General features: G+C 57.6%; 14 protein-coding genes. 12 read left to right on the top strand and 2 right to left on the bottom strand.

Annotation, left to right across the window (positions count from 1 at the left end):
* Positions 1–38 precede the first annotated feature (38 nt).
* Complete coding sequence (locus H1D44_RS19535; protein WP_181516948.1) at positions 39–434, bottom strand: Crp/Fnr family transcriptional regulator; 396 nt, start codon at positions 432–434, stop codon at positions 39–41.
* Between the two features lie 61 nt (positions 435–495).
* Here H1D44_RS19535 and H1D44_RS19530 point away from each other — a divergent pair, with 61 nt between their 5' ends.
* The 4 genes from H1D44_RS19530 (at position 496) to H1D44_RS19515 (ending at position 6450) form a co-directional block, all read left to right on the top strand.
* Positions 496–1023 carry a hypothetical protein gene (locus H1D44_RS19530; protein WP_181516947.1) on the top strand — a complete coding sequence of 176 codons (528 nt, stop codon included), beginning with the start codon at positions 496–498 and terminating at the stop codon, positions 1021–1023.
* Positions 1024–1264: 241 nt separating this feature from the next.
* On the top strand, positions 1265–3856 hold the full coding sequence (locus H1D44_RS19525; protein WP_181516946.1) for an EAL domain-containing protein: 2592 nt from the start codon (positions 1265–1267) through the stop codon (positions 3854–3856).
* A 231-nt stretch (positions 3857–4087) separates the two neighbouring features.
* The gene (locus tag H1D44_RS19520) at positions 4088–5407 is read left to right on the top strand and encodes a sensor domain-containing diguanylate cyclase (protein WP_181516945.1); all 1320 of its coding nucleotides are present in this window, start codon (positions 4088–4090) and stop codon (positions 5405–5407) included.
* Positions 5408–5688: 281 nt separating this feature from the next.
* Positions 5689–6450 carry a metal-binding protein ZinT gene (locus H1D44_RS19515; protein ID WP_181516944.1) on the top strand — a complete coding sequence of 254 codons (762 nt, stop codon included), beginning with the start codon at positions 5689–5691 and terminating at the stop codon, positions 6448–6450.
* Between the two features lie 51 nt (positions 6451–6501).
* On the opposite strand, the gene fabF is transcribed toward H1D44_RS19515, so the two are convergent.
* Positions 6502–7767, bottom strand: coding sequence for a beta-ketoacyl-ACP synthase II (gene fabF, locus H1D44_RS19510; protein WP_181516943.1), 1266 nt, complete (start codon positions 7765–7767; stop codon positions 6502–6504).
* A gap of 90 nt (positions 7768–7857) precedes the next feature.
* Between fabF and H1D44_RS19505 the strand changes: the two genes are divergently transcribed.
* From H1D44_RS19505 to H1D44_RS19475, 8 genes are all read left to right on the top strand, one after another.
* Positions 7858–8520: a TetR/AcrR family transcriptional regulator gene (locus H1D44_RS19505; protein WP_181516942.1), complete on the top strand. Its 663-nt coding sequence runs from the start codon at positions 7858–7860 to the stop codon at positions 8518–8520.
* Positions 8521–8721: 201 nt separating this feature from the next.
* Positions 8722–10920 (top strand): catalase/peroxidase HPI, encoded by a 2199-nt coding sequence (katG, locus tag H1D44_RS19500; protein ID WP_181516941.1) that lies wholly within the window; start codon positions 8722–8724, stop codon positions 10918–10920.
* A 499-nt stretch (positions 10921–11419) separates the two neighbouring features.
* The gene (locus H1D44_RS19495) at positions 11420–11791 is read left to right on the top strand and encodes a DUF1294 domain-containing protein (RefSeq protein WP_181516940.1); all 372 of its coding nucleotides are present in this window, start codon (positions 11420–11422) and stop codon (positions 11789–11791) included.
* Between the two features lie 328 nt (positions 11792–12119).
* Positions 12120–12338: a DUF3644 domain-containing protein gene (locus H1D44_RS21360; RefSeq protein WP_422671963.1), complete on the top strand. Its 219-nt coding sequence runs from the start codon at positions 12120–12122 to the stop codon at positions 12336–12338.
* On the top strand, positions 12256–13140 hold the full coding sequence (locus H1D44_RS19490) for a DUF3644 domain-containing protein (RefSeq protein ID WP_220128181.1): 885 nt from the start codon (positions 12256–12258) through the stop codon (positions 13138–13140). Before H1D44_RS21360 ends, H1D44_RS19490 begins: the two co-directional genes overlap by 83 nt.
* A gap of 79 nt (positions 13141–13219) precedes the next feature.
* Entirely contained in the window at positions 13220–13768 is a 549-nt protein-coding gene (locus H1D44_RS19485; RefSeq protein ID WP_181516939.1) for a hypothetical protein, read from the top strand.
* Between the two features lie 71 nt (positions 13769–13839).
* Positions 13840–14730 (top strand): hypothetical protein, encoded by an 891-nt coding sequence (locus H1D44_RS19480; RefSeq protein WP_181516938.1) that lies wholly within the window; start codon positions 13840–13842, stop codon positions 14728–14730.
* Positions 14720–15340 carry a hypothetical protein gene (locus H1D44_RS19475; protein WP_181516937.1) on the top strand — a complete coding sequence of 207 codons (621 nt, stop codon included), beginning with the start codon at positions 14720–14722 and terminating at the stop codon, positions 15338–15340. The genes H1D44_RS19480 and H1D44_RS19475 overlap by 11 nt, the downstream gene beginning before the upstream one ends.
* The last annotated feature ends 487 nt before the right edge of the window (positions 15341–15827 follow it).

Genomic DNA, 15827 nt, shown 5'->3' with positions numbered 1-15827 from the left:
GTCCTCCTTGGGATCAGGAGACACCAGTCTGACGCGTGCTAATCAGCTGCAGAAGATGGGGTTTGTGGAGCGCTTACCTCGGTCGCCAGCGCCGGTTGCCGCTGCATGCCTTCGATCACGGCTGCCTTGGGGCAGCAGAGCAGCCAAGTCTCGGTGTCGGCTATCGCATCGCAGTGGTAGCGCTCCGCGAATAACGAAGCCTCGGCCAGCCAGCGTGTGGTGTCGGCCCGGTCGACGGTCACTTCAGCCCCCGCCTGGCTCACCCGCCTCATCCGTACCTGACCGGACAGGATCACGAACACCGAAGTGACTGCTTCCCCGGCATGGAACAGCCTCTCTCCGCTGACAAGCCGCCGTCGATGGCCGGGGCGGCCGGCTAGCGTCTCCAATAGCGAGGCGATGCCCGGTGGCTGACTGGATATGATCTCGCTCATACCCAAATGATGCTGCCGGGCTCACTCTAAGTGCAACCGATAACCACAAGAGGGTATTTCAATGACACGCTTGTTGGCGTTTGCACTGCTAGTGCTGATCCCCGGGGCAGCCCAGGCTGAAGCGGTGGGGCACGGGTCCTACGCTGGGCTTCATTCACGCGAGATCAAGTCGCTCTCCGCCAGCGATGTGGAAGGGCTCCAGCAGGGCAGAGGGATGGAGCTGGCCCTGCCTGCGGAATTGAACGGCTATCCCGGTCCCATGCACGTGCTGGAGCTGGCCGATGCACTGAACCTGACTCAAGTGCAGCATGAGCGAACCGAGCAGGCCTTCGAGCGCATGCGTGAACGTGCGAGCGACCTCGGTGATCAGGTAATCGAAAGCGAGCGCCGGCTCGACCGGCTGTTTGCCGAGCGACGCGCAACGCTCGAGGAGATCGAGCGCCTTACCGACCGGGCGGCTGGGCATTGGGCGGAACTGCGGGCGGTTCACCTCGAATACCACCTGTACATGCTCACGGTGCTCGATGACGAACAGGTTCGCCAGTATGTGCAACTGCGCAGCCACGGGAATGGCGGTCACCGTCACTAGTCATGGTACAAGCCGGGGAGGGCGCCAGGGCCTTCGTTCGCGGTAGATTGCATGTGTGCATTGGGGATTTGTGGTTTCGCATGGCATTGTTCTCAACGTTACGGTTGATTACGGTATGGAAAAGCTCTAGACGTTGGTGATAGGGAAATAACGCAAGGAGCTGCCGAATGCGGATGACGCAAACCATCCCTTATCTCGCCACTGCCGCCATCGAGCGCAGGTGGAGCCGAGGAGCGGCCGGGTGATAGCCGCTACCCGCCCTGCAGGCTGGCAACTGGCGGAGCGTTGTCTGCTGTTCCTGCTTTGCGCTGTCGTCTGGCTGCCTGCCGCCGCCCAACAATTGCGCATCGGGGTCTATGAGAATGAACCCAAGGTCTTTACCGATGCCTCGGGTGCAGCTGCCGGCATCTTCGTCGACCTGGCGCGTGAGCTGGCGGAGCGGGAAGGCTGGATACTGGAATTCGTCAGCTGCGAATGGGATGTCTGCCTGCAGGCGCTCCAGAGCGGCGAGCTTGATCTTCTTCCTGACGTGGCTTATTCGGACGAACGTGCGCAGTCATATGACTTCCATGAGCGGGCGGTCCTGCATAGTTGGTCGCAGATCTACGGCCGCGAGGAGTCTGGGCTGCTGTCGCTGTTCCAACTCCAGGGCAAGCGCGTCGCGGTACTGCGCGACTCCGTTCAGCACGACACCTTCGAGGAGCTGGCGCACTCGTTCGGTGTCGAGCTCCAACTCGTACCCGCCTCCGACCTGACGCAGGCCTTTGCGCTAACGGCCAGTGGGGAAGCGGACGCCGCGATAGCCAACCATCGTTACGGCCTGCTGTACGGGCCTCGTCTAGGGCTCGAGCCAACCCCGATCATCTTCAGCCCAGCCGAGCTCTATTTCGCTACCGGTCAAGGACGTCATGTCGAGATTCTTGGCGCCATCGACCGCGCGCTGGCCGACTGGCGCGGAGACGAGCGCTCGCCTTATTACGAAGTCCTGCGCCGTTGGGAAACGCCCCATCGCCAGCCGCTGGTGCCCGTGGAGTTCTGGTGGGGGCTGGGCGGTGCCGTTGCGTTGATGCTGGCCGCATTGGTTGCCGCCGCCTTGCTACGGCGCCAGGTAAGAGCGAAGACTCGCCGGCTCCAGGAGAGCGAGAGCAAACTGGCGACCATTCTCGATACGGTTGGCGCCTACATCTTCATCAAGGACACGGAGCTGCGCTACGTGTATGCCAACCGCCAGACCCAGGAGCTGTTCGGCAAGCCCTTGGAGGAGATCATCGGCAAGGGGGACGAGGCATTCTTCGATGCGGCCACGGTCGTGAAAGTGGAGGCCGATGACCGCCGTGTCATCGAGGCGGGCGAGGAAGTCACGTCGGAGGGCACCTGCCTGAATGCGGATGGCACCGAGCCGCGTACCCTGCTGGCCATCAAGATTCCGCTCTACAATACCAAGGGGCGCATCTATGGGATTTGCGGCATCGCGACGGACATCTCTGAGCGCAAACGCAACGAAGAGGCGATCTACCGGCTGGCGTACTTCGATACCCTCACTGGCCTGCCCAATCGCAGCCTGCTGATGAAGCAGCTGCGCGAAGCGCTATCGGCTGGGGCTGCGCAGTCCGTTCAGGGGCTGATCTACATCGACCTGGACGATTTCAAGGATCTCAACGATATCCAGGGGCACGAGGCAGGAGACGTCTTGCTGCGTGAAGTAGCGCTTCGCCTCAATCACCTGGTGGAGAGCGAAGAGCAGCCTGCGCGACTGGGTGGCGACGAATTTGCGATAGTGCTCAAGGGGTTGCCAGTGGATCCCGACCTGGCCCGCAGGGAAGCGGAGCGGTTCGCACAGCGGATCCTGGCGGTCCTGAACAAGGCCTACATTCTGGGAGAGTATCGCCACCACGGCACTTGCAGCATCGGCATCGCACTGGCCGAGGAGCCTGGGGAAGGTGCCGCCGAGGAGCTGCTCAAGCGTGCCGAACAGGCGATGTACCAGGCCAAGCAGGCCGGGCGCAATACGGTTCGATTCTTCAGCGCCGAGGTGCGTGCCGCCATCGCCGCGCGCATTGAGATGGAAGGGGATCTGAGAACGGCCCTTCGCGAGGAACAGTTCCGCCTGGTATATCAACCCCAGGTCGATGACGAGCAGCGGATCATCGGCGCCGAGGCGCTGATACGCTGGGACAATCCGCAGCGGGGCGAGATAAGCCCCGGGGAGTTCATCCCAGTGGCGGAAAGCAGCGGGCTGATCCTCGGCATTGGCCGCTGGGTGCTTCGCACGGCCTGTCGTCAACTGGCGCTGTGGGAGAACGATGCCGCCATGGCGCATCTGGTCCTGGCGGTCAATGTCAGCACCCGGCAGTTCCGCTCGGCAGACTTCGTCGACGACCTGCTTGCGATCATCCATGAGACGAGCGCCTCGCCCAGTCGCCTCAAGCTGGAGCTGACCGAAACCGTCCTCATCGAGGAGCTCGAGGAAGCGGCAGCCAGAATTACCGAACTCTCCAGGCTCGGCGTCAAGGTCGCCCTGGACGACTTCGGCACCGGTTACTCCTCTCTGGCCTACCTGAAGCTGCTGCCCCTCGCGCAGCTCAAGATCGACCAGTCCTTCGTGCGCGATGTGTTGAGCGATCCGGTGGCGGCGGCGATTGCCCGCTCCATCGTGGGACTAGGCGAATCACTCGAAGTCGAGGTCATTGCCGAAGGGGTGGAGACGGCCGAGCAGCAAGAGTTCCTCTTCGGCATCGGCTGCAGGCTCTACCAAGGCTACCTGTTCGGGCGACCCGCCGAAGTCGCGGCGCTCGAACGGCTCGTAGGCCGACCGCAGAGTACAGAATCGTGACCGGGAAGCCATTGCAGTGGCTCATCGCCACATGCTCCTGTTTTGCGTTGCCCTCAATGTAACGCTTTGTTACGTTTGAGCGGGAGCCTGGACTCACCAGTGAACCCTTCCTCGAGGTACTAAACAATTCATACCCCGGCTCGCTCTCCCTTCGAATAGGGTGGCAGCTCAGGAAACCACCGCGAAAAGGATTTTGGCGATAGCTAACCCAAATTCAGGGCGGTAGGTCAGATGAAAGAGATCAGTGTCAACCGGGACCCCGCTGAGCTGCGCCAGATGCTGGATTTTCTCGGTATCGCAGCTTTTGTGATTGATGTGGTTTCTCCCGATGAGTACCGGCTGGCCGCGATCAATGCCCGCCACGAGAAGCACAGTGGGATGAAGCACGACGAGGTCGCCGGGCGCAGCGTGGATGACGTGCTTTCACCGGCGATGGCAGCCAGGGTCAAGGTAAGTTACCGCCGCTGCGTCAAGAGCAAGACCGCCATTGATTATCAGGAGACGCTGGATCTGCCCATCGGCAGGACCTACTGGCTGACCACCCTCGTACCCTTTTTCGATGAGGCCGGCACTGTCACCCGGCTGTTGGGCACGGCTTATGAAATCTCCGACCAGATGCACCTCGAGCTGGAAGCCCGCTATCAATCCACCGTGATGAGCGCCTACCTGGATGAGTCGACCGACGGCATCCTGGTCGTCGGGAGTAACAACCGGATCAAGACCTGGAACCGCCGCTTTCTGGAAATCTGGAATATTCCCCAGGCGGTCATGGATTCCCGGGACGGTGATGCGGCCTTGCAGGCCGTCGTGGAACAGGTACGCCAACCCGACAGCTTCGTGCGGCGGATCAGGGAGCTGTATTCCTCACTGGGCGAAGAGGAACAGGGGGTGCGCATCGAGATGAGGGATGGCCGGGTGTTGGAGCGTTACTCCCGGGGCCTGCACGGGCCCGATGGTAGCTACTGGGGGCGTATCTGGTTCTACCGTGACGTCACTGAGCTCCAGCGCATGACCGAACGGCTCGTGCACTTGTCGCAGACCGATCCGCTCACCGGCATACCTAATCGGCGTGTGTTGATGCAGCAGCTTGAAGAAGAGTACGGCCGAGCGCGGCGCTACGGGCATTCACTCAGCGTCCTGATGCTCGACCTGGACCACTTCAAGCAGATCAATGATTGCCACGGCCATGCCAGTGGTGATCTCGTCCTGATGGAGTTCGTCATGGTGATATCGCCGGAAATTCGTGCCAGTGACTGTTTCGCGCGAATGGGAGGAGAGGAGTTTGCCATTCTGCTGCCGCAAAGCAGCCTGACCTCCGCCCGCCGGCTGGCCGAGCGGCTCTGCCGTCACGTTGCCGGCCTGTCCTTTACCAGCCAGCAGGGCCAGTTTGGCGTCACGGTGAGTATCGGTGTGGCGACATTGGAGGATAATGACACCAGCCCCGAACAGCTGCTGAGTCGCGCAGACCAGGGCCTCTATGTCGCCAAGGCCAGTGGCCGCAACAGAGTGCATACCAGTCGCGATGCAGCAAGGCCGGAAGGCGCGGCATGACCAAATCCAGGGGGAGCGTTCATGACAGGCTGTTTCTATCGAAGCGAAAGGCACCCTTCAGCTTGACGGCACCCGACCGCAACGCTCGATGACGAACAGGTTCGGCGGTATGTCCACCACCGTGGCCACGGCCATCGCCACTAGTCAAATCTACCGGTTATCCCCACATCGAGAGGTAGTCTCAGTTACGGAAGTGTGCTTGACTGCGCATGATATGTTATATCATATGCATTCGTCTGGATGATGAAACCCAAGCCAAGAAATCGAAGGAGTGTGTACCAATGGAACTGGCATTACCCAAACAGATGAGCGCCGTAGCCGTCAGTCTTCTGATTGTGGCAGGGACGCCGCTGGCCATCGCACATAGCGGAGACTCCGCCTCTTCCGAAGAGAGTGCCGGCAGTCACGATCATAGTCACGAGCACGAGCACGACCATGACAACGGCCACGACCATGACCATGACCATGACCATGACAACGGCCACGATCACGACCATAGCCACGACGAGGATATTTACGCGGGCTTTTTCGAAGACAGTCAGATCGAGGATCGATCCCTTTCCGATTGGGAAGGCGACTGGCAGTCCGTCTACCCCTACCTGCAGGATGGCACTCTCGATGAGGTGTTTGCTCACAAGGCGGAGCAAAGCGACGAGAGAACCGCCGAGGAGTACAAGGAATACTATGAGACGGGCTACCGGACGGACGTCGATCGTATCGTCATCGAAGGCGATTCCGTCACCTTCTACGAGGACGACCAGGAGAAGACCGGACAGTATGTCTATGACGGGTATGAAATCCTGACGTACGACGCCGGGAACCGAGGCGTCAGGTTCATCTTGGAGCGCGAAGAAGGCGACGAGGAGATGCCGCAATACATCCAGTTCAGCGACCACGCCATTTTCCCGACCGATGCCCACCACTTCCACCTGTATTGGGGAGACGATCGGGAAGCGCTGCTGGAAGAGCTCACCAACTGGCCCACCTACTATCCGTCACATCTGGATGCCGAAGGTATCGTGCAGGAAATGCTTGCGCACTGAACGGCGCCTCGCTCATGTGCCGGTAGCGTTTGCTACCGGCACTCTACTCTCCTAAACCTTGCTCACGATCAGCGCGGCATTCACCCCACCGAAGCCGAATCCGTTGCACAGCACGTGCTGAGTGGCGTGCTCCCGCGCCGAGCCGGAGACGATATCCAGATCGTGCAGATCCTCGTCGCGGTTCTCCAGGTTCAGGGTCGGGGGCAGGTGGTCGTGCATGGCGGCCAAGGCAGAGAAGATGCTCTCCACGCCGCCGGCGGCACCCAGCAGATGCCCGGTTGAGGATTTGGTCGCGGAGATTGGAATGCCGCCCAAGGCATCGCCGAAGGCGTTGCGCAGGGCAGCGATCTCGGCCCGGTCACCCACTGGGGTCGAGGTGGCGTGGGCATTGATGTGATCGATGTCGCTGGGCGAGAGCCCCGCCATTCGCAGCGCGGCCCGAATGGCCGCCGCGGCACCGCCGCCATCTTCCGGGCCGGCGGTGATGTGGTGAGCATCGGCACTGGTGCCGTAGCCGCTGAGAATGGCCAGCGGCGTTGCCCCGCGCGCCTCGGCGTGGGCCAGGGTTTCGATCACCAGCAGCCCCGCGCCTTCACCCATCACGAAGCCGTTGCGGCCCTGGTCGAAGGGGCGCGACGCCTTGCTGGGGTCGTCCTGTTCGGTGGAGAGCGCCTTCATGGCGTGGAAGCTGGCCAGCGACAGCGGGTCGATACAGGCCTCGGCGCCGCCTACCAGGGCCACCTCGGCCTCGCCGCTGCGGATTATGCGCATGCCGTCGCCGATGGACTGCACGCCGGCGGCACAGGCCGTGACCGGGCAGCCGATCGGCCCGCGCAGGCCATAGCGAATCGAGACGTTACCCGCCGCCAGGTTGGCCAGGAAAGCCGGTACGGTAAAAGGGGAGAGCCGGCGATGGCCGCGGGTCGTCAGGGTGTTCTGCGCCTGGGTGATAGTGGGGAAGCCGCCGATGCCGGAACCGATGATAGTGGCGGTGGCCAGCCGGTCCTCATCGCTTTCGGGGAACCAGTTGGCCTGGGTCAGCGCCTCTTCGGCGGCCGCCATGGCATACAGGCTGAACAGCTCTAGCTTGCGACGCTCCTTGGCATCCAGCACGCGATCCGGATCGAGACCGGCCTCAGGGTCGTCCTCGATGCCGGGCACCGAGCCTGCCACCTTGACCGGCAGCTCGCCGGTATCTATGCGGGTGATCGGAGAAATGCCGGAACGGCCTGCAAGAAGGCGCTCCCAGCTTGCCTTGACGCCGCAACCAAGGGGGCTGATCATGCCCATGCCGGTGATGACGAGCGGTGATTGCATGGTAATGTCCTGAACAGCTTGGGGTTATGCCACGCTAGCAGTCAGGTTGATATGATCAAGGTAATATTCAGCGTGGGAGTGTGAGATGCCATGCCCTACTCGACGAGCCACAAGGCCAAATCGCGCGAGCGCATTCTCAAGTCGGCCATCGAGCTGTTCAGCCGCAAGGGCTTCGAGAAGGTCTCCATCGCCCAGATCATGAAGCTGGCCAAGATGACCCACGGCGCTTTCTACGCCCACTTCGCCTCGAAGGAAGCGCTCTATCACGCCTCGGTGCGGGAAACTCTCGAGAGCAGTCGCGCGGCCAGGCTGGTCAAGGGGCCGCTCTCGGTGAAACACCTGACCGAGCTGGTGGCCAACTGCTGGAACCTCCAGGAGCTGGAGCGTAAGCACAAGCCGGGCCCCGAAACCGTGCTGTTCAACGAGATCGGCAACGAGAACGCCGAAGTCCGCACGCTCTTCGAAGCCTCCTACCTGAGCATGAAGAAGATGCTCGAAACCCGGCTCATCGCCTTGAGTCGCCTGAAGAAACTGCCCTTCGAAGCCGACCGCGAAGTCATCGCCGACAAGTCCCGCGCCATCCTCGCCTCCCTGGTCGGCGCCGTGGCCATCGCCAAGAGCCTGCCCGGCGAGCAGGAGCGCCAGCACATCCTCAACGCCGCCCAGCGAAACATCCTGCAGATGCTCGGCGTCAGCGAGAGTGAGCTGGAGGGCATGCTGGGCGAGATGGGGCAGGAGCCATATCCGGCCTGAGCCGCTCCCATAGCCTCCCCCTATCGAGCCAAAAGCCTCCCATCTCCTTGACGGTTTAGACCTTCACTCCTTCACTGTATTACGACGGCTTACAGGACGCCTCACTGCCTTCTGGCTCGGTCAGAAGGCGCTCCATTCGAGGCGATAAAACATCATCAGCCCATATGTCCTGTAGGCCACCATCCAGTCGAGGAGAAGACCGTGACCGATCAAAAGCCTACACGCCGGGAGTGGGGGGCGCGTACCACGCCCAGTCTGCAGGGCAACGAACACTGGTGGCCCGACCAGCTCAACCTCAACGTGCTGCACCAGAAGCACCCCGACGCCAGCCCATTCGGCGCCGACTTCAGCTATGCCGAGGCGTTTTCCCAGCTCGACGTTGATGAGCTCTGCGCCGATCTCGACGCCTTGATGACCGATTCCCAGGAGTGGTGGCCCGCCGACTGGGGCCACTACGGCCCGTTCTTCATCCGCATGTCGTGGCACGCCGCCGGTACCTACCGCGCCGTGGACGGCCGCGGTGGCGGCGGCACCGGCGCCCAGCGCTTCGCCCCGCTCAACAGCTGGCCCGACAACGGCAACCTGGACAAGGCGCGCCGCCTGCTGTGGCCGATCAAGCAGAAGTACGGCGAGAAGATCTCCTGGGCCGACCTGCTGGTCCTCGCCGGCAACCGTGCGCTGGAAACCATGGGCTTTCGCACCTTCGGCTTCGGCTACGGCCGCTCCGACATCTGGGCACCCGAGGACGACATCTACTGGGGCCCCGAGACCGAGTGGCTGGCCACCAACGACGAGCGCTACACCGGCACCTGGGAGGACGGCAGCCGCGTACTCGACAACCCCCTGGCCGCGGTGCAGATGGGCCTCATCTACGTCAACCCGGAAGGCCCCAACGGCGTGCCGGACGCGATGAAGTCCGCCCAGGACGTACGCGAGACATTTGCTCGCATGGGCATGAACGACCGCGAGACCGTCGCGCTGACGGTGGGCGGTCACACCTTCGGCAAGATGCACGGCAACGGCTCGCCGGATGCCGTAGGCGAAGCCCCCGAAGGCTCGAAGATCCACCAGCAGGGCTTCGGCTGGGCCAACACCAATGAGACCGGTCTCGGTGAGTACACCGTGACCTCCGGCCTCGAAGGTGCCTGGACCCCGACGCCGACCAAATGGGACCACACCTACCTGAAGACCATCTTCGCCCACCAGTGGGAAGTGAAGAAGTCGCCTGCCGGCGCCAACCAGTGGGAGCCGGTCGAGGTCAAGGAGGGCTACTGGGTGCCCGACGCCCACGTGGAAGGCAAGAAGAACCCCCCGGTGATGAACACCGCCGACATGGCGATGATCACCGACCCCGCCTATCTCGAGATCTCCAAGGAGTACCACGACAACCCGGAGGTGCTTGCCGACGAGTTCGCCCGCGCCTGGTACAAGCTGCTGCATCGCGACATGGGGCCGCGCGCTCGCTACCTCGGCCCGCAGGTGCCGGACGAAGAGCTCGTCTGGCAGGACCCAGTACCTGATCACCAGGGGCCGCTGGTCAACGACCAGCAGATCGCCACCCTCAAGCAGCAGATCGCCGACTCCGGCCTCAGTGCCAAGCAGCTGGTGGGCGCCGCCTGGGCCTCGGCCTGCACCTACCGCCAGACCGACCACCGGGGCGGTGCCAACGGCGCGCGCATCCGTCTAGAGCCGCAGACCGGTTGGGACGTCAACCAGCGCTCCGGCGTGTACGACGTCATCGATCAGCTCGACAAGATCAGGGGTGACTCCGGTACCAACATCTCCCTGGCGGACATGATCGTGCTGGGCGGCAGCGTCGGTGTGGAGATGGCGGCCAAGGCGGCCGGGCACAACATCACCGTGCCGTTCACCCCGGGGCGCACCGACGCCACCCAGGAGATGACCGAGGTGGATACGTTCGCCTTCCTGGAGCCGAGGCACGACGCCTTCCGCAACTACATGCAGCCCCAGGTGACCTCCATCCCAGCCGAGCACCTGATGGTGGACCGCGCCTTCATGCTCAACCTCAGCGTACCGCAGATGACCGCGCTGCTCGGCGGCATGCGCGCCATCGGCGTCAACGTGGGTGACAGCAACGACGGCATCCTCACCGACCGCCCCGGCCAGCTGACCAACGACTTCTTCGTCAACCTCATCGACATGGGCACCGTATGGGAGCCCCTCGACGACAGCGAAGAGCGTTTCGAAGGCCGCAACCGCTCCACGGGCGAGAAGAAGTGGACCGCCACCCGCGTCGACCTCGTGTACGGCTCCAACTCCCAGCTACGCGCCATCGCCGAGGAGTACGCTGCCAACGGCGGAGAGGAGCGCATGATCGACCGCTTCGTGAAAGGGTGGGTCAAGGTCATGGAGAACGACCGCTTCGACCTGCACCGCTGAACGACAGGTCCGCGGCAATCACGCGGACCTGGCTCCAAACCGACCCCGAAAGCGGCCTCCGCTTTCGGGGTTTTAGTTGCAGCTCATGCTTTCGTTGACGTTGCCCTCAGCGTAACGGTTAGTTACGGTACGTCAAAGGCCACTGAAGATGGCTGTGTAACCACCAATACGCAGGGACTGCCGCACTATCGATGATGGAATCATCATCCATTCTGCCAGCAGGGGCGGTAGCGTGCCCCGACTCCCAAACTCCCGCCTGACGAAATCAAGTCTTATTTACATTTCCTAGTAACTTACTGAATCAAAAAGATTCGCCCGCGCATGGTAATCTCTTACAATTGGCTGATTCAGAAGAGATAACCATGCGCCATGAAGGCAAACTCACCGAGTGGAACGAGGCCCACACCACCTGACCCGAGATAGCCAGAACAGACCGAGAGCGCAGAAGGCGCTCTACCTGAAAGCAGCACGCCACGCATCCCCACGCTCCAGAGGGCTGATGTTGGCATGCGCCATAGTCGCTGCGTTCTTCGCGCTCCTGGCAGCCCTGAGCACTCTGGGCCACATGCCAATACAGCTACTAGCGGCATACGCACTGCTGAGTGCGATCACCTTCGCCATATACGGCATCGACAAAGCCGCAGCAGGGAAGGGCAGAAGGCGCACACCGGAAGCCACGCTGCTCTTCGCAGGCTTGATCGGCGGCTGGCCCGGCGCGCTGGTGGCGCAGCGACTGTTTCGGCATAAAACCAGAAAGCAACCGTTTCAGGCCATTTTTTGGTGTGGGGTGGTGGTGAATTGTGGGGTGGTTGGGTGGCTTGTTTATTCGGGAGAAGCTGTGAGCGTTTGGGCTGGTTTTGGAATCGGTTAACAGTAACCAGGGCTGGGGCGCGTCATGACCTTTTCTGTATCTCGCTTTATTAGTGAGTGTGCACAGTATATTGGTACCGGCAAAATACGCATGCGTGCGAATTCGGTATAGGTAGCCGAGCTATATTTAGGTTCAAGAAAATCATTGAGTTGGAAGGAATGAAGCGCGTCAAATAATATTGTTGAACGCGCAGGTTGTTCATTCAATATCAGGACGCGCAGTCCAATCACTATTACATTCAAATAGATTTCGAGGAGGAAGCTTGAAGTTACGCAAAGGAAAGACAAAGTCTATTCTTGACGCCTCGATTGATTCCGCATTGCTGGCTGTGGAAATCTACAATAAGCCAAGAACGACCTTCCGCAGTGAAGGCTTTATCGCCATGATGATAATTGCATGGACTCGTCTTTTTCACGCATATTTCAATGTCACTATTGGTGACAAATACTATTATAAGAAAAAGAATGGCCGATATGACACGGTGGATGGTGAGAGAAAAGCCTGGGAGCTTTCAACTTGCATCAAGAAGTATGGAAATCATTGGTAATGCCGTCGAGAGTAACTTAAACTTTTTCATAAAATTAAGAAATAAGATAGAGCATAGGCATATTGAAAAAAGAGAGGTGGACACCCTTGTATTTGGTGAGTGTCAATCTTTTCTTTTTAATTACGAAACGACACTTATAGAGTTTTTTGGTAGTACATATTCAATCAACGAGGCTTTAGTTTATAGCCTGCAGTTCTCGCATATTCGAACGAAGCAGCAAGATAAAGCTAATCGGTCTGCGCTATCAAAAGACCTTTCCGAGATCGTATCGTTCGTGGAAAGGTATAGAAACTCTCTTGACGAAGCCACGTACAATTCGCAGGAATACAGTATTAAGCTTATACAAATACCGAAGATTTCCAATACCAACCGAGCTGACGCAGCGGTGGAGTTTGTGAGATGGGATGCATTAAGCGATGAAGATAAGGCAGCCTACGAGCAGCTTAATGTGATAATTAAAGATAAAACGGTAAAAGTTCAGGCTGCTAATGTTGGTCGGCTTAAACCTTCGGAAGTTGTTAAAAAAGTCAACGAAGGCTTGGTTGGCAAGTCAATTACTCAAAATTTGCATACTACACTATACAAAATATTCTCGATCCGACCTAAGAATGGCGCTGACGATCCATTCGACACGCAAGCTGAGTTCTGTCTATATGATGAAACTCACGGCGACTATGTTTATCAAGATGCTTGGGTAAGTTTCCTTACTCATTTCATCCAATCTTCAGGTCTCGAGCCAAAAGAACTCCGACAGAAAGAACGTGACGGTGAGAAACTTGATGTTGATCAGTACAGGATGTAACAATCGCAGTCACTGGGACAAATGTTCCGCTGCGCTCCAAACTTGCCGCATGCGGGCGTTAAATTTGTAGGATGGTGTAGTGCTTAATCATGGAAAATACTCTGACCTTACCGCAGAGCAATACGAATTGCTCGGTCGCAATTTTATTGAATGGTCAAATATAGAGTTCTTGCTTGGGGTGCTCCTAAGTCGACTTCTTTTCACTCCTGAATTTCTAGGTCGAACTTATAGCGATGAAATGAGTGCAGCAAAACTAGAGACTGCGGTGAAGAATGCGCTAGATATACATAGAAACCGATATGGAGGCCGTATTGTATCGGATGAGCTATCATCTGAAATAACACAACTTGTGAGCGCAGCCTCAGTTCATAGAGCTTTTAGGAATAAGTTGGCGCACTATCTTTGGATGCGTAGCAACGACCAGGAAATTTTTGGCAGCAGGATGTCGGGAAAGCTACCTAAAGCCAATGGGAAGAATGATGGGATTAAAGTGTCTGTATTGGAGCTAAAAGAGAAATGCGAATCGGCCCACGCCCTTGTCGAGAAGTTGAAACGAATAGCTATTGATGCCCTTCCCAAGATTGAAGAAGAGCAAAATTTAGCAAGTTTAGGCAAGGGACGCTCCTGACGTCGCGCCCCTGCTAAAAACGTTAGCTGCTCAAATCTATCGAAAAAGTTGTATGGGATTAAGAATATAAGATGGATACACAATCAATTCTCTCCTTGCCTAAAAAACACAGGCGAACTTTTGTTGGGCTATTACTTGCGTTATTTGCGATCGCGCTTTTGCTCGACTGGAAACTAGGAACGCTGCCATTCATCGAAGCATTGCTGGGATATATTAGGGCTATTGCCGCAGCAATTCTCACGTCGCTTTTCCTGTTGTGGGTAGTGAGCTCTTTCATTCCTAGGCAGAAAGCTGCTGAGGGCTTGACTGAGCTTGAAGCGGGAAACATCACAAAGGAGTTTGATAAATTATTAAGTACAGCAACAAGGTGGCGGTACAAAGGGAATTTTGGCAGGTATATGCGAGGAAAGGTTCTCCCGACGTTGGCGCATCGACAAAATTGCCATATTAGTGCATGTGTAATCGACCCCAACAATAGTCCTTTGTGTGAGAAGCATGCCGAATATCGTAGCCAGATAAATTCAATCGATAAGGGAAAGCAGTACGACGCCGACGCTGTTGCTCTCCAAGTTTTAGTGACCATTGTTGTTTGCTCGTGGTATGCAACTAACCGAAGAGTCACAGTCGAGTTGTTCCTGAGTGCGTCTTTTGACCCTGTGAGAATAGACTCAAACGACGATGCGATGATCCTAACAGTGGAAGACCGGCGACGTCCGGCACTCAAGGTCACCCGAGACCATTTCATCTATGAACATTTCGAGACATCAATGGAATTTACGCGAAACCAAAGCTCGAAAGTAAATCTAGATGGGATGCGACGAGGTATTGAGCTAGCGCAGATCGATGAAAATGACGTATCTAATGTTCTTAATAACGCAGGAATGTCAGAGCTCTGCAAAAAGATAACACCTGAGACCATTGTACAGGCATGTCGGGAGTCGAAAAATCCATATGAAAACTGAAATTTCAGATGCGCTCAATTTTCTCCATGAAAACTTTGATCACTTGTCGTCGAATTTAGTCCCGTTGTGGCATCCGCTTGGCTTCGTCTCATGCGTAATTGATGAGCTTCCGTCAAGTCATGTTATTCGCGTTCATTACTGGCCTGAAGGTGAGCGAAGGGTAAAAAATCCGGATTGGCCTATTCATACCCATACATACAAGCTTAGAAGCTTGGTCTTGGCGGGAGAAGTAAGAGACTTACAGTACCGTGTTCGTCCTGGAAGTGAATGGTGCGTCTACTCCGTCAATTACTATAGTGGTGGCTCGGAGATCGTTAGAACACCTCACGAAGTCGATGCGATCGCAGAGGTAGATGAGTTTCGTCGCTCAGGCAATCACTATGAAGTTCCTCGTGGTGTATATCACCAGACGCTAGTGCCTCACGAGCAGTCGGCGGCTACACTGGTTCTATTAACTGATCATGGCTCCGATACACCAAAAGTCTTGGGTTCAAAGCTTGCAGAGAGGTATCCGTACGACCGGACACCGTTTGATCGCCATCAATTTTGGGGCGGGATCAGAGACGCCATGGAATATCAGCTAACATATGCAGGTAAGGGACGCTCCTGACGTCGCGCCCCTGCTGCAAGCGTTATACGAAGAATTTGCTATGCATTTCAAATATAGATCATTAGAAAATTTCAAGAACTTTGTCGACTTAGTTCTAAATAATAGAATTTATGCGGCGCCATATTTCGACCTTAATGATCCAATGGAGGGGCTTTATACATATGATGCCGGCACTATAAATAACGAGTTAGTAAGGAAAATAAAAGGCGAGAAAAATAAGCTCAGAATATGCTCGCTTTCGCGCCGGTCTGATAGCACTCTGATGTGGTCGCACTACGCGGATAGTCATAGGGGAGTTGCTATAGGCTTGGTTGTTGATAGCAAGCATGAGATGAGGCCTATAATATACGAAGGCTTGTCTTATGTTCAGAATGCTACGAGGCACGGCAGTCACGAGACGGCGAAGAATGGGCGGTCTCAATGACCAAGTGCAACACCTGACCCATCAGGTATCGTGTTGCCATGCCTCATTGCTATCGCCACCTCA

Source organism: Billgrantia kenyensis, assembly GCF_013697085.1.
Taxonomy (GTDB): domain Bacteria; phylum Pseudomonadota; class Gammaproteobacteria; order Pseudomonadales; family Halomonadaceae; genus Halomonas; species Halomonas kenyensis.
The sequence above is the reverse complement of the archived record's forward strand: the minus strand, read 5'-3'. Positions and strand labels throughout refer to the sequence as shown.

Coding starts and splice junctions, on each gene's coding strand:
- H1D44_RS19515 (WP_181516944.1), top strand. CDS start 5,689: ATGGAACTGGCATTACCCAAACAGATGAGCGCCGTAGCCGTCAGTCTT.
- H1D44_RS19490 (WP_220128181.1), top strand. CDS start 12,256: ATGGCCGATATGACACGGTGGATGGTGAGAGAAAAGCCTGGGAGCTTT.
- H1D44_RS19475 (WP_181516937.1), top strand. CDS start 14,720: ATGAAAACTGAAATTTCAGATGCGCTCAATTTTCTCCATGAAAACTTT.
- H1D44_RS19480 (WP_181516938.1), top strand. CDS start 13,840: ATGGATACACAATCAATTCTCTCCTTGCCTAAAAAACACAGGCGAACT.
- H1D44_RS19505 (WP_181516942.1), top strand. CDS start 7,858: ATGCCCTACTCGACGAGCCACAAGGCCAAATCGCGCGAGCGCATTCTC.
- H1D44_RS19520 (WP_181516945.1), top strand. CDS start 4,088: ATGAAAGAGATCAGTGTCAACCGGGACCCCGCTGAGCTGCGCCAGATG.
- fabF (WP_181516943.1), bottom strand. CDS start 7,767: ATGCAATCACCGCTCGTCATCACCGGCATGGGCATGATCAGCCCCCTT.
- H1D44_RS19530 (WP_181516947.1), top strand. CDS start 496: ATGACACGCTTGTTGGCGTTTGCACTGCTAGTGCTGATCCCCGGGGCA.
- H1D44_RS19495 (WP_181516940.1), top strand. CDS start 11,420: ATGTTGGCATGCGCCATAGTCGCTGCGTTCTTCGCGCTCCTGGCAGCC.
- H1D44_RS19535 (WP_181516948.1), bottom strand. CDS start 434: ATGAGCGAGATCATATCCAGTCAGCCACCGGGCATCGCCTCGCTATTG.